The 13,551-nt window shown below is 31.0% G+C and carries 12 protein-coding genes and 5 tRNA genes; 16 read left to right on the top strand and 1 reads right to left on the bottom strand.

Annotation, left to right across the window (positions count from 1 at the left end; translation table 11 throughout):
* Positions 1 to 33: 33 nt before the first annotated feature.
* From mfd to B5S50_RS10245, 7 genes are all read left to right on the top strand, one after another.
* The gene (gene mfd / locus B5S50_RS10275) at positions 34 to 3,555 is read left to right on the top strand and encodes a transcription-repair coupling factor (RefSeq protein ID WP_217303709.1); all 3,522 of its coding nucleotides are present in this window, start codon (positions 34 to 36) and stop codon (positions 3,553 to 3,555) included.
* A 75-nt stretch (positions 3,556 to 3,630) separates the two neighbouring features.
* The gene (locus B5S50_RS10270) at positions 3,631 to 4,656 is read left to right on the top strand and encodes a peptidylprolyl isomerase (RefSeq protein ID WP_217303708.1); all 1,026 of its coding nucleotides are present in this window, start codon (positions 3,631 to 3,633) and stop codon (positions 4,654 to 4,656) included.
* Between the two features lie 159 nt (positions 4,657 to 4,815).
* Positions 4,816 to 5,373, top strand: a complete 558-nt coding sequence (spoVT, locus tag B5S50_RS10265; protein ID WP_065076904.1) for a stage V sporulation protein T — start codon at positions 4,816 to 4,818, stop codon at positions 5,371 to 5,373.
* Positions 5,374 to 5,524: 151 nt separating this feature from the next.
* The gene (locus B5S50_RS10260; RefSeq protein WP_217303707.1) at positions 5,525 to 7,060 is read left to right on the top strand and encodes a polysaccharide biosynthesis protein; all 1,536 of its coding nucleotides are present in this window, start codon (positions 5,525 to 5,527) and stop codon (positions 7,058 to 7,060) included.
* 176 nt (positions 7,061 to 7,236) lie between these two features.
* Positions 7,237 to 8,682: a nucleoside triphosphate pyrophosphohydrolase gene (gene mazG, locus B5S50_RS10255; protein ID WP_217303706.1), complete on the top strand. Its 1,446-nt coding sequence runs from the start codon at positions 7,237 to 7,239 to the stop codon at positions 8,680 to 8,682.
* Positions 8,683 to 8,963: 281 nt separating this feature from the next.
* Entirely contained in the window at positions 8,964 to 9,239 is a 276-nt protein-coding gene (locus tag B5S50_RS10250; RefSeq protein ID WP_013240739.1) for an HU family DNA-binding protein, read from the top strand.
* A 59-nt stretch (positions 9,240 to 9,298) separates the two neighbouring features.
* Positions 9,299 to 9,547: an RNA-binding S4 domain-containing protein gene (locus B5S50_RS10245; RefSeq protein WP_013240738.1), complete on the top strand. Its 249-nt coding sequence runs from the start codon at positions 9,299 to 9,301 to the stop codon at positions 9,545 to 9,547.
* Between the two features lie 8 nt (positions 9,548 to 9,555).
* Here B5S50_RS10245 and B5S50_RS10240 read toward each other — a convergent pair whose 3' ends face one another.
* Entirely contained in the window at positions 9,556 to 10,944 is a 1,389-nt protein-coding gene (locus B5S50_RS10240) for a transposase (protein WP_217301860.1), read from the bottom strand.
* 192 nt (positions 10,945 to 11,136) lie between these two features.
* Between B5S50_RS10240 and yabP the strand changes: the two genes are divergently transcribed.
* The 9 genes from yabP to B5S50_RS10195 all read left to right on the top strand — a co-directional run bounded on the left by yabP (position 11,137) and on the right by B5S50_RS10195 (position 13,435).
* Positions 11,137 to 11,427 carry a sporulation protein YabP gene (gene yabP / locus B5S50_RS10235; RefSeq protein WP_217303705.1) on the top strand — a complete coding sequence of 97 codons (291 nt, stop codon included), beginning with the start codon at positions 11,137 to 11,139 and terminating at the stop codon, positions 11,425 to 11,427.
* 26 nt (positions 11,428 to 11,453) lie between these two features.
* Entirely contained in the window at positions 11,454 to 11,864 is a 411-nt protein-coding gene (yabQ, locus tag B5S50_RS10230) for a spore cortex biosynthesis protein YabQ (protein WP_065076900.1), read from the top strand.
* A 122-nt stretch (positions 11,865 to 11,986) separates the two neighbouring features.
* Positions 11,987 to 12,259 (top strand): septum formation initiator family protein, encoded by a 273-nt coding sequence (locus tag B5S50_RS10225; protein ID WP_065076899.1) that lies wholly within the window; start codon positions 11,987 to 11,989, stop codon positions 12,257 to 12,259.
* Between the two features lie 185 nt (positions 12,260 to 12,444).
* Positions 12,445 to 12,855, top strand: a complete 411-nt coding sequence (locus B5S50_RS10220; RefSeq protein WP_013240734.1) for a S1 domain-containing RNA-binding protein — start codon at positions 12,445 to 12,447, stop codon at positions 12,853 to 12,855.
* Between the two features lie 130 nt (positions 12,856 to 12,985).
* Positions 12,986 to 13,074, top strand: a tRNA-Leu gene (locus B5S50_RS10215).
* 8 nt (positions 13,075 to 13,082) lie between these two features.
* A tRNA-Met gene (locus B5S50_RS10210) sits at positions 13,083 to 13,158 on the top strand.
* A gap of 16 nt (positions 13,159 to 13,174) precedes the next feature.
* Positions 13,175 to 13,251 (top strand) — tRNA-Met (locus B5S50_RS10205).
* A gap of 11 nt (positions 13,252 to 13,262) precedes the next feature.
* Positions 13,263 to 13,351, top strand: a tRNA-Leu gene (locus tag B5S50_RS10200).
* Positions 13,352 to 13,359: 8 nt separating this feature from the next.
* A tRNA-Met gene (locus B5S50_RS10195) sits at positions 13,360 to 13,435 on the top strand.
* Positions 13,436 to 13,551 lie beyond the last annotated feature (116 nt).

The following is a 13,551-nucleotide window of genomic DNA, read 5'->3' as shown; positions in this document are numbered from 1 at the left end:
CGGATGAATAAAATTTGTAGGGTGGTTGTTAAAATGAGATTAGATGGACTTATAAAACCTATGAGGGAAAGCAGAGAATTTAGAAATATTATTGATGGAATAAGCAAAAAAAGGTTTCCTATAGGGGTATTTGGACTTTCAGAGTCAGCTAAAAGTTACTTAATATATGGAGTGTATAATGAAATAGACAAGCCTTTCTTAATTGTTACTCATAGTGATGTAGAAGCCAGAAAACTATATGAAGATCTATCCTTTTATTTAGCAGAAGTATACTATTTTCCTACTAAAGAGATGGTATTTTATAATATAGATGCCATATCAGGAGACCTAAGGTGGGAAAGGTTAAAGGTAATAAGGAAAATGATAGATACAGGTAGAAAAATTATAATAACTTGTGTGGAATCTCTAGCATCTACATATATACCTGTAGAGTTATATGAAAATTATATAATTAACATATCTGTAGGCAGCGTTTTAAATTTAAAAGATATAAGTGAGAAATTGGTTCAAGGTGGTTATGAAAAAAATGAAATTGTGGATTCAAAAGGCCAATTTTCCATAAGAGGTGACATAATGGATGTATACTCACCAATAGCTGCAGAAGCATATAGAATAGAGCTATTTGGGGATGAAGTAGAATCTATTAGGACTTTAAATTTAGAATCACAGAGAAGTATTGATAAAATAGACAGTATAGAAATATTTCCTGCTAAAGAGATTATACTTGATAAGGATAAGATTCAAAAGGCAAGAAAAAGTATAGAAGATGACGCAGCTCTAGTAGAAAAGAAATTAAAAAAGAGCAAGAATAAGGAAGCATTAGATAGAATAGATGAGTTAACAAAGAAAAACTTAGAAAATCTAGAGGAGAACTGGAGCTTTGAAAATATTGATAGTTTTCTTCCGTATTTTTACAATAAGCCTGCTTCTTTCCTTGATTATGCTAAGGACTATTTTATAGTTATGGATGATGTACAGAGGTGCTCTGGGAAATTAAATAGTGTATATTTTGAATTTGAAGAAAATTATAAAAGCCTTTTAGAAAAGGGAAATATACTTCCCAAACAGAGTAAAATGTTATGTGCAAAATCTGATTTACTTGAAGAACTTAAAAATAAGGAGATTATGACATTAGATGCTATTGCTAAGTCCTCTAAGGTTATTCAACCTAAAACTATAACTAATTTTTCTCAGATAACTTTAAATAGTTACCAAGGACAGATGGATCTACTTATTGAGGATATAAAGGATAAAAAGTCTAGAGGTTATAAAATTCTGATTTTATCTGGAACAAGACCTAGAGGAGAAAGATTGGTAGGCACTTTAAGGGAAAGAGGCATAGAAAGTAGCTATAGAGATGTTATTCATGAGATTAAATCAGGGGAAGTTGTTATAACTTTTGGAAGTCAACTCAAGGGTTTTGAATATCCAGATTTTAAAGTAGGAGTTATATCAGATAAAGAAGTTTTTGGTAAAGCAAAAAAGAAGAATGCAAGGAAGGCTCTCAAAAAGGGAGTAAGCAAAATAAAAAGTTTTACAGAACTTAAGCCCGGGGATTTTGTAGTACATGTAAATCATGGTATAGGAATATATAAAGGCATAAAGCAGCTGGAAGTTCAAGGTCACAAGAAGGATTATTTGGAACTCATATATGACTCTGAAGATAAACTGTATGTACCTGTAGAACAATTGGATATGGTGCAAAAATATATAGGCTCTGAAGGAAAAAGCCCCAAAATAAGTAAATTGGGAGGATCAGATTGGGCTAAAGCTAAGAAAAAGGTAAAGAAATCAATAGAGGAAATAGCTGAAGATTTAGTAAAATTATATGCAATTAGGTCTACTTTAAAAGGTTATAAGTATTCAAAGGATACAGTATGGCAAAAACAGTTTGAGGATGAGTTCCCCTATGAAGAGACACCAGATCAACTTACAACTATACAGGATATAAAGCAAGATATGGAATCAGATAAGGTAATGGACAGATTACTTTGTGGGGATGTAGGATATGGGAAAACAGAAGTAGCAGTAAGAGCTGCTTTTAAGGCTGTTATGGATGGAAAACAAGTTGCATTTTTAGTTCCAACTACGATACTTGCGCAACAACATTATAATAATTTTGTTCAAAGGTTTTCTGATTTTCCTGTAAAAATAGATATGATAAGCAGGTTTAGAACAACAGCACAGCAAAAAGCATCCATAAAGGCAGTTAAAGTAGGAGACGTTGATATATTAATTGGTACTCACAGAATATTACAAAAGGATGTACAATTTAAAGATTTGGGACTTCTTATAATAGATGAGGAACAGAGGTTTGGAGTAAGTCATAAGGAAAAGATCAAAAAGATTAGAAAAAATGTAGATGTACTTACGTTAAGTGCTACACCTATACCTAGAACCTTACATATGTCTCTCGTAGGGGCTAGGGATATAAGTGTTATAGAGACACCTCCAGAGGAAAGATATCCAATTCAAACTTATGTAGTGGAATATAATGATCAATTAATAAGAGACGCCATATTAAGAGAAATAAATAGAGGGGGACAGGTTTATTTTGTCTATAATAGAGTTGAGAGCATAAAAGAAATGGCTTCTTACATAGCCAAACTAATTCCAGAAGCAAAAGTAGCTGTGGCCCACGGACAAATGCAAGAAAGAGAACTTGAAAATATAATAGTTGATTTTATGAAAAATGAGTATAATATTTTAGTAGCAACTACTATTATAGAAACTGGTATGGATATACAGAATGTAAATACCATGATAATATATGATGCTGATAAAATGGGCTTATCACAACTATATCAATTAAGAGGAAGAGTTGGAAGAACTAATAGAATGGCTTATTGTTACTTGAGTTATAGAAGAGATAAGGTTCTTACGGAAGTAGCAGAAAAAAGGCTTAAAGCTATTAAAGAATTTACTGAACTTGGATCTGGATTTAAAATAGCACTAAAAGATCTGGAGATAAGAGGTGCAGGTAATATGATGGGATCATCACAGCATGGTCATATGGCTGCTGTAGGATATGATCTCTATTGTAGAATGCTAGAAGATACTATAAAGCTTGTAAAAGGAGACATAGACAAAGAGCCTGTAGAAACTACCGTAGAATTGAAAATAGACGCATATATACCTGATAATTATATAAAGAGTGAAGTTCAGAAAATAGAGATATATAAGAAAATAGCAGCTATAAGTTCATATGATGATATGCTTGATATAAAAGAGGAATTGGAAGATAGATTCTCTGATATACCAACTTCAGTATACAACCTGATGGATATAGCCTATATAAGAAGTATGAGTAAGAAAATTGGAATAGAGGAGATAAAAGAAGTAAAGGACGAAGTTGTTTTTTCATTTCAAGATCAGGATAGGGTTGACAAAAATGTGCTTAGGGAACTGTTTAAAACTTATCCACATGAGTTTGTGTTGAAGATGAATAAAAAGCCCGGGTTTGGATATAAATTAAAAAATGTAAAAAGAGAAGATATTTTACATCAAATTAAGGAAATTGTGAAATATATGCTAAAAATATATGAACAAAAATAGCTTTGTAGTAAAAATAGTTTTGTGTTAAAATTAATTTATATTTTGCAAAACACAAAAAGAGTGGGGGAATAAACCGTGAAGAATATAAAAACGTTGGTAGCTGCGGCATTTATAACAGTGTTCGCATTTTCAACTGTAGGATGTAATATGATAGAAAAAACACCAGAAGCTATAGCTAATAGTACTGTGGCAACAGTTAATGGAGAAAAAATCACAAGAGGTGATTTAGATAAAGATCCAAATACAATTCAATTGCTAAGTCAAGTTAAACAACAATATGGTTCAGACTATGCAAAAAATGATGAAGCTACTAGTGCTATTAAGACACAAAAAGAACAGATACTTGACAATATGATTACTACTAAAGTAATTGAACAAAAAGCTAAAGAGTTAAAGCTTGCACCAGATGAAAGTAAATTAAAATCAGATATGAATAAAAAGATTGATGAGATTAAAAAGCAGAACTTTAAAGGTGATACCAGTCAATTTGATGCAGCATTAAAAGCACAGGGATTTACTGAGGAATCATTTAAGACTATGTTTTTAGCACAATTGAAAACTCAAGCAATAGAAACAAACATAAGCAATTATCTTGCAAAAAGTGTAAAGATAACAGACAAACAGATTAAAGACTATTATAATGCAAATAAGGATAAGTATACAGAGCAGCCTAATAAAATGCATTTAGCTCATATACTTGTAAAGACAAAAGATGAAGCACAAAAAGTGAAAGCAAGGTTAGATAAGGGAGAAGATTTTGCAAAGGTTGCAAAAGAAGTTTCTCAGGATACCGCTACTAAAGATAAAGGTGGAGACTTAGGGTTTGTAAATTATAACGATTCAGGGTATGATGCTCAATTTATGGCAGGAGCAAAAGCATTAAAAGAAGGTGCTATATCAGATCCAGTTCAAAGTAGTTTCGGATATCATATAATCAAGTGTATAAAAAAGCAAGAGTATCCAGTTAAGGACTTTAACAAAGTTAAAGATGAGATAAAGAAGCAGCTGGAAAGTGATCAAAAGAGTAAATTAGTTTCTCAAAAAGTTCAAGAATGGAAAAAGGCTGCAAGTATAACTAAAAAAGAAAAAAATATTATGTAAATTAATTTTTATTTAAATAGGTAGAAAAGAACTGTAGCAATTGTGCTATAGTTCTTTTTATTTTTTCTAATTTAAATAACAATTGTGTATAAAATTGCATATTTAGAAAGATAATAATAATACAAGTTATATATTATATTTTATAGGAGGAATTATAGTATGAAAGCAACAGGAATTGTTAGACGTATAGATGACTTAGGTAGAGTTGTCATACCAAAAGAAATAAGAAGAACCCTTAGAATAAGAGAAGGAGATCCTCTTGAAATATTTACTGATAGGGAAGGTGGGGTTATATTAAAAAAATATTCCCCTATTGGAGAACTTAGTGATGTTTCAAAAGGATATACAGAATCACTTCAACAAACTATAGGAAATATAATTATGATATGTGATAAAGACAGCATGGTGTCAATTAGTGGTATACCTAAAAAAGAATATATGGGAAAAAAGATAAGTAATGAACTAGAAAAATTAATAGATAATAGAAAAACGGTTTCCATAGCTGGGGATAAGGAGGAAGATGGAATTATTCCTCTATATGATGATGAGGATGTACAGGGTAAGTACTCAGCTCAAATTATATGCCCTATAATAGCAGGAGGCGATGCAATTGGAGCTGTAATAATAGTATCTAAAGAAAAAGTTAATTTTGGAGATATGGAAATAAAGCTAGCTGAAACTGCATCATCCTTTTTAGGTAAACAAATGGAACAATAGATAATGGCAGCACTAGCTGCCATTTATATTCTGTTGACATTATTGACTATAATTTAAAAAGTATTCATTTAAAGTAATAATACCTTCGAGTTTTAAATAATTATAAACATGGAACAAATTGTTTGCAATTATAGCATTCGGAGGTATTTTTATGAAAAAACAATCCCTTATAAAAGGCACTTTTGTATTAGGGGCAGCGGGTATACTATCAAAATTTTTAGGATTATTTTTTAGGTGGCCACTTCAAATGCTCATTGGAGATGAGGGAGTGGGCTACTATCAAATGTCATTTCCACTTTATATGTTCTTTATTGCTGCAGCTTCAGGTATACCTGTAGCGGTGTCAAAGATGGTATCAGAGAGAAATGCCGTTGGAGATCATGAAGGGGTAATTCAGGTACTTAGAAAATCTATACTCTTAATGGTTATTTTGGGAACAGGTTTTACAGCTATACTACTTATATTTTCAAATCCAATTATACATTTTTTGAAATGGGATAGAAAATCCTACTATTCTTTAATTGCCATTGCATTTGCACCTATATTTATATCCATAATGAGTGCTTTTAGAGGATTTTTTCAAGGCCTTCAAAATATGAATTATACAGCTGTATCTCAAATTATAGAACAAATAGGTAGAGTAATAGTAGGAGTGGGACTGGCATATCTACTATTGCCTAAAGGTATAGAGTATTCGGCAGGAGGGGCAGCATTAGGGGCAGCAGCAGGAGGACTATTTGGAGGTATATATCTAATAGCAAAGTATATTTATGTAAGAAAAGAAATAAACGTATTTAAAGTCGCAGATAATAAGGATGTATTGAGTAAACTGCTGTATATAGCTATTCCAGTATCTCTAGGAGCAGCAGTTAGCAGTATAATGAGTCTTATAGATTCAGCTTTAGTACCTCAAAAGTTATTGGTGGCTGGATTTACATATAGGGAAGCTGCTATATTATATGGACAGCTTACTGGAAAAGCATTTGTGCTTATAAATATACCACTAACAATATCTTCAGCACTATGTGCTTCTTTGATGCCAATAATTGCAGAATCGTATATATTAAATAGAAAAGTTGATGTCATAAATAAGGTGGATTTGTCTTTTAAAATTTCTATGGTTATTGCAATTCCATCTACCATTGGACTATATGTTCTAGCACACCCTATTCTGGATTTAATTTTTCCAGGTCAATCTGCAGGATTTGATATACTTCAATATTCAGCATTGTCTATTCCTTTTATTGTACTTGTTCAGACATCTACAGCTGTGCTGCAGGGCATTGGACATTATGTTAGACCTGTAGCTAATTTGGCGTTAGGATGCATTATAAAGATAGTTATAACCCTATTTCTTGTGCCAATACCTTATATAAATATTTATGGAGCTGTTTTAGGAAGTATAGGAGGATATATTGCAACCTGTATTTTAAACATAATATTTTTAAGCAGGAAATTAAAAATTCGTGTAAATTATTTTGAAACTATGGTTAAACCCGCATTTGCATCCATTTTTATGATGGCAGCTGTTGTAATTATATATTTGTATGTCTATAATTATAGCATGAATAGTAGAATAGCTTGTTTTTTAGCTGTAATTGCCGGTGTGATTATATATATACCAATTATAGTTATATTTGGAATATTCAAATACAGTTATATAAAAAGGAGATTCTTAAAAAAATAAGGAATTTGAAAGAAAATAACAAGTCAAAGATGCGACGGGTATTTTTTATCAGACAAGGAGGTAGGTTCCGCAGATAGTGAATCCTATCTAAGGGTTCTACCGACACAGTATGATAAAGAATATCCTAGCATACTGACTAGTTATTTCTTTGAAAATGACTAAAGGAGGATTTACAAATGATTAAGGTAGTAGGTCTGGGGCCAGGATCCATAGAATCCCTTACAATAGGCGCTGTTAATGCACTGAAGGATGTGAGCAAAGTATATTTGAGGACGGAGAAACATCCTACTGTGGATTACTTAAGACAATTGGGTATAAATTTTGAAACATATGATCATCTATATGAAAAAAAGCAGAAATTTGAAGATGTATATAGATCTATAGCAGAAGATTTAATATTAAAAGAAAAAAGTTTTCATCAAATAATTTATGCAGTACCAGGACATCCTCTGGTAGCAGAAAAATCTGTAAAATTATTGTTAAAATTGTGTGAACAAAATTTTGTAGATGTGGATATAATACCATCAGTTAGCTTTATAGATGTTATTGCAGAAAAATTAAATATAGATGTTATTGAAGGAATAAAGATAATAGATGCTTTTGATATAAAGCATGAAGCATTAGATAAAAGGGTAGGTACTATAATAACTCAAGTATATGATAGGCTAATTGCATCTGAAGTAAAATTAAGTCTTATGGATTATTATGGAGATGATGCAGACATATATTTTATAAGAGCTGCGGGAATTAAGAATAGTGAAAGTATAAGAAAAATAAAATTGTATGAGTTGGACAGACAAGAGGATATAGACTATTTGACATCAATTTATATACCTAAAGATTTAGAGTGCAAGTATGATTTAAAAGATTTATTAGATGTAATGGAGAAATTAAGAAGTCAAGAAGGCTGTCCTTGGGATAAGGAACAAAGCCATGAGAGTCTAAAAAAGTATCTTATAGAAGAAAGCTATGAAGTACTAGAAGCTATAAATAAAAAAGATGATGTAGAACTGACGGAGGAACTGGGAGATGTATTATTTCAAATAGTTTTCCATTCCCAAATAGGCAAAGAAGAAGGATTTTTTAATATTAATGATGTAATTAATGGTGTATGTGATAAAATGATAAAGAGACACCCACATGTATTTGGAGATATAGAAGTAAATAATTCAGAGGAGGTGCTAACAAACTGGGATGCTTTAAAGAAAAAGGAGCAAGGACTTAAAACTCATACAGATGAACTTAGACATGTTGCACAAGCTTTACCTGCTTTGATGAGAGCTTCTAAAGTTCAAAAAAAAGCTGCTAAGGTTGGATTTGACTGGGACAAAGTTGAATATGCATTAGATAAAGTATTAGAGGAATATTATGAAGTAAAGGATGTATATAAAAGCAAGGAAAGGGTAAAAATAGTAGAAGAAATAGGAGATTTAATATTTGCTTGTGTAAATGTAGCCAGATTCCTTGACATTGACCCTGAATTTGCATTAAATTATACTATAGAGAAATTTATAAATCGTTTTGCATATATAGAGAAAGGTGCCAGAGAGAAAGGACTGGATATGGAAGACATGACATTAAATGAAATGGATGAACTCTGGGAAAAGGCTAAAAATATATAAATTTAATTTTTTATATGCAAAAAGAAGGAATTTTTTAATTAATGCAGAATATGCTACTATATCCATGTAAGTATATTCAATAGATTAGAAAGTGATGAATACTTTTAAGTATATATAAATTACATAGTAAGTTGCTAAATATTTTTGTATAGTATACAATATTTATTGCTTTCGGAAGCTTAATTAGAAAAAATTGGTTAATGATGACCGAAAATTAGCCGTAAAGATATTTGTGAATATTTGTACACATTTATCTATGAAAATAAGAGGAGGTAAAAAAAGTGAATAAATCAGAATTAATAGCAGGTATAGCAGAAAAGTCAAAATTAACAAAAAAGGATGTAGAGGCAGCTCTTAAAGGGTTTATAGAAAGTGTAGAAGAAACATTGGAAAAGGGAGATAAAGTTCAATTAGTAGGGTTTGGTACCTTTGAAACAAGAAAAAGAGCTGAAAGAATTGGAAGAAATCCTAGAACTAAGGAAGAAATAAAAATACCTGAATCAACAGTTCCTGTATTTAAAGCTGGTAAAGAGTTTAAAGATAGAGTAAATAAATAATGTATTTTTCAGAAAGCCTGGGTGAAAATCTAGGTTTTCTGTTTTAAAGGGGAGTTTGTATGAGATTAGATAAATACCTTAAAGTATCTAGAATAATAAAGAGAAGAACTGTAGCAAAAGAAGCATGTGAAGGTGGAAGGGTTGCTATAAATGGAAAAGTGGCCAAACCTAGTGTTGAAGTAAAAGAAGGGGATATAATAGAAATCAAATATGCTAATAAATGTTTAAAGGCAGAAATCTTAAATATTGCAGCTCATGTTACAAAAGAAAACGTTCAAAGTATGTATAGGATAATTTCAACTGAATAAGATTTAACTCAACTTTCGCAGGACAAAAAGACTAATTTCTCCTTGATGTAACAAGGTAAAGCAGCAATAAAACTATCTATTATTGAGTCAATAACGTCCTTTGAAAGAAGAAGTTTTTCAGTTAATACATTTTTTAAAATATCTACAATAAGATTCATTACTTCACAAAATTGGATATCTTGAAGTTCATCACAGCACTGATAAAAAAATCCACCAATAGTTCTAACATCATTATTCTTACGGCTTTCTAAAGTAAGCATAATGTATCTGGTAAAAACTATAGAAGTATGTGAAACCATGGAATCATAAGAACGCCCCTGAAACTCTTTAGCAAGTTTTAGAAAAGACTTGTTCATTTTAAAGAAAACCTCTATATCCCAGCGTTTTCCGTAAATTCTTATTATCTCATTGTCATCTAAGGATATATTGGTAGAAATTAAAGCAAGCCATTTTCTACTTCTGTTTCTATCTCTTACAAATACAATTTTTGCTTTTACCTCATTACCATTTTTGTCAGAGCCAATACCTACAATAACAGAAGAAAGAATTTTTGCCTTACCACGCTTTTTTCTTAAATTAGCATAGAGATTTTTAAGGTTCAATAACTTACCGTTATAATTGTAGTAAACCCTTGGCATTGCTTTGACCATGGCAATAGTATTAAGTTTGAGTTCTAGAATCCGTATAAGAGTTTTTGGGTACGTAAACCAACTGTCAAAAAGAACGTACGATGCAGGAATAGCATATTTTGAAACTTGTTGAAGTAAACTAATCATAACCTCAGGTGACTTTAAAACAGCCTCCTTACGGAGCTTAGAACCATTGGTTCTTTTATCAATATTGTGGTTTTCAGGACAAAGTCTGTTTTTCTCCTTTTCGGAAGAAAGCAGAGTGAAAGCAAGAGGTAAAAAAGTATTGCCATCTGACCAACCAAGGGTGAGAAGGCGAAAGCCTTTAACATATTTATGTTCAACATGGTCATGAACTCTTGCAAGAAGTTCAACAGATTTGCTCCTGCACCTACTGTATAAAGAATCATCAATTACAAGTACATTAACTCTATCTTTTGAAGTAAGTGGTACGATAATATTTTTTATGATTAATGAAGAAAGTAAAAACAAAAACTTTCTCCAATTAAAGTTTGGTGAATTAAGAAATCTATATACAGTATCCTTTGAAAATTGATTATTTTTTCCAGACTCCAAGTTCCTAAATAAGTTTTTTCCAGTAAAAACAAGCATAAAAATATATTGAAATATTTTAATACATGGAAATCCTTTTTCTTTAGAAAAATTGCATTGCTTAAGTATATGTCCAATTTTGTTGTCTTTAAAAAATCTATTTATAGTAAAATTAAATTGTTTATCATTAGTATCATTTGATATAATAGTATTCATAAGAAACATTCCTTTCCTTGGTGTGGTGTTTTTTGCAATTCTATTATACCAAAAGGAATGTTTCTTTGCTTTATGTGTTTATTCTCAAGGCTTTCCCCTTAATTTTTATGTGCGAAAGTTGAGGATTTAAAATACAAAGTAATATAATCCCCAATAGCTACATATATTTATTATAGGTGGAGGGGATATTTTATGGAGAAAAAGGAAATAAGTGTAGAAGACAAGAAAAGCTTATTAAGTCTTAAAAATAGAAAAAAGTTAATGTTAACTGGTGTCATTGAAGTAGTAAGTTTTAATGAAGATCAAATAGTTTTAAATACTAATCTTGGAACCCTCAATATTAAAGGAAAAAGTTTAAAGATGAATAAATTAGATGTACAAAATGGAGATGTAATTATAGTGGGTATGGTAAATTCTTGTGTATATACTAATAATAAGTCGAAAAAAAAGAATCAAAGTTTAATATCAAAGATGTTTAAATAAAACCATGTTACCATGAAAGGATTAGTATGATTATATCAATAAGTACTCAAATTCGACTTATAATATTTAGCCTTACAGCAGGAATAATAACGGGAATATTATTTGATTTTTACAGACTAATAAGAGGGTTTAAAGATTTAAATAAAGTAATAACGTTTATAGAGGATACCCTGTTTTGGGTATTTACAGCCATAATTGTATTTATATTTTTAATGTATACAAACTATGCCTATATGGGAATGTATGTGTATATTCTATTAGGTGTAGGTATATGTTTATATTTGAAGTTTTTCAGCAATTTGCTTATAGAATTACATAATAAATTCTTCAAAGTATTGGGAAGATTATTTAGGGTATTTATATATATAATAATATATCCTTTTCAATACCTTATTTATAGTATTAAAAGAAAAAATAAAAAAAAGTATAAAAATTAGCTTGAAGAAAATCAAAAATCAAATTACAATATAAGTGAGATATGATAAATCGAAGAAGGCAATAGTTAATAAAATAAGTATATAGAAACGTAAATCATTAGTGGGAGAATTGGTGATTATTAATGAAAATAAAAATCAAGTGGAAAAATATAATCTTTTTATTAATAGTTCTATATATAGGCTATGTTTTTATAAGTCAGCAATTAACTATGCAGAACATAAAAAAACAGATAAGTGAGAAGAAAGTGGAAGAGCAGAGGGGTAAATATAAAAATCAAAAATTACAGGAAGAGGTTAAAATGTCTAATTCTAATGTGTATATAGAAAAATTAGCTAGAGAAAAATTAGGTCTTATTAAGCAAGGTGAAACTCCTGTAATAGACAATAAAAACTAATTACCAGTTATGCTGTAATAGAAAACTATAACAGGTTTTTGAAATTATGCCTGTTGAGATTATGGAGGATAAGTGGTTGTGGATGTAGCAAAGATTTTTGGGCAAGACCCAAGAAGTCCTACTCTGTTAAAAGAGAAGAAGTTTATATTATATAGTATTATTTTTTAAGGAGGAGTTTTTTTAATATGACCTTAAAGGCAGGAAGCATACTAGAGGGTACAGTAGTTAACATTACTAGTTTTGGAGCTTTTGTAGATGTTGAAGGTAAAACTGGGTTAGTGCATATATCTGAGGTGTCAGACACTTATGTTAAGAATATACGAGATTATTTAAAGGAAAAAGACAAAGTAAAAGTTAAGGTAATTTCTATTGATGACAATGGGAAAATTAGTTTATCTATAAAACAGGCTGGACTTGATAAAAAAAGTGTTAGACCTATGGAAATAGATTGGCAAAAAGAAAAAACTAAGCAGAATCAAGGTAATTTTGAAGATAGATTATCTAAATTTTTAAAAGATAGTGAAGAAAGATTTCAAGATATAAAGAAACATCAAGATGCAAAAGGCAAAGGATATAAGAAATCTTCTAATTACTAGTAGGATTACCTAAGGAGGCTGTTTAGCCTCTTTTTAAATTTTATTTATAGAAATTTTTAAAAATCAGTTGACAATATAGTTAGTACCATATATAATAATATATGTCGTCAATTTGTTGTGTATATATTTTGCTGGAGTGGCGGAACAGGCAGACGCACAGGACTTAAAATCCTGCGGGCTTTAAAACCCGTACCGGTTCGATTCCGGTCTTCAGCACCAATTAATGTCGCGGGGTGGAGCAGCTGGTAGCTCGTCGGGCTCATAACCCGAAGGTCGGAGGTTCAAGTCCTTCCCCCGCAACCACAGAAATATATAACATGGCGGAATAGCTCAGCTGGCTAGAGCATTCGGTTCATACCCGAAGTGTCGTAGGTTCAAGTCCTATTTCCGCTACCAATTGATGATGTGCTGGAGTGGCGGAACAGGCAGACGCACAGGACTTAAAATCCTGCGGGCTTTAAAACCCGTACCGGTTCGATTCCGGTCTTCAGCACCAATTAATGCCGCGGGGTGGAGCAGCTGGTAGCTCGTCGGGCTCATAACCCGAAGGTCGGAGGTTCAAGTCCTTCCCCCGCAACCAAGAAAACTTGCATATATTGCAAGTTTTTTTTAGTTTCTAATTTATTTGTCTTTAAAGTTATTAATAATGAACAAAGTCTAATCAGGTTAAAGCATATCTTTCTAAAATTATTAAAA

The organism is Clostridium sp. 001, assembly GCF_019056555.1.
GTDB classification, from domain to species: Bacteria; Bacillota; Clostridia; order Clostridiales; family Clostridiaceae; genus Clostridium_B; species Clostridium_B ragsdalei.
This window is presented reverse-complemented; position numbering and strand designations above follow the sequence as displayed.

Bases quoted from the DNA above. Each gene is read 5' to 3' on its own strand.
- mfd (WP_217303709.1), top strand. From the start codon at position 34: ATGAGATTAGATGGACTTATAAAACCTATGAGGGAAAGCAGAGAATTT.
- spoVT (WP_065076904.1), top strand. From the start codon at position 4,816: ATGAAAGCAACAGGAATTGTTAGACGTATAGATGACTTAGGTAGAGTT.
- B5S50_RS10260 (WP_217303707.1), top strand. From the start codon at position 5,525: ATGAAAAAACAATCCCTTATAAAAGGCACTTTTGTATTAGGGGCAGCG.
- mazG (WP_217303706.1), top strand. From the start codon at position 7,237: ATGATTAAGGTAGTAGGTCTGGGGCCAGGATCCATAGAATCCCTTACA.
- B5S50_RS10245 (WP_013240738.1), top strand. From the start codon at position 9,299: ATGAGATTAGATAAATACCTTAAAGTATCTAGAATAATAAAGAGAAGA.
- B5S50_RS10240 (WP_217301860.1), bottom strand. From the start codon at position 10,944: ATGAATACTATTATATCAAATGATACTAATGATAAACAATTTAATTTT.
- yabP (WP_217303705.1), top strand. From the start codon at position 11,137: ATGGAGAAAAAGGAAATAAGTGTAGAAGACAAGAAAAGCTTATTAAGT.
- yabQ (WP_065076900.1), top strand. From the start codon at position 11,454: ATGATTATATCAATAAGTACTCAAATTCGACTTATAATATTTAGCCTT.
- B5S50_RS10225 (WP_065076899.1), top strand. From the start codon at position 11,987: ATGAAAATAAAAATCAAGTGGAAAAATATAATCTTTTTATTAATAGTT.
- B5S50_RS10220 (WP_013240734.1), top strand. From the start codon at position 12,445: ATGACCTTAAAGGCAGGAAGCATACTAGAGGGTACAGTAGTTAACATT.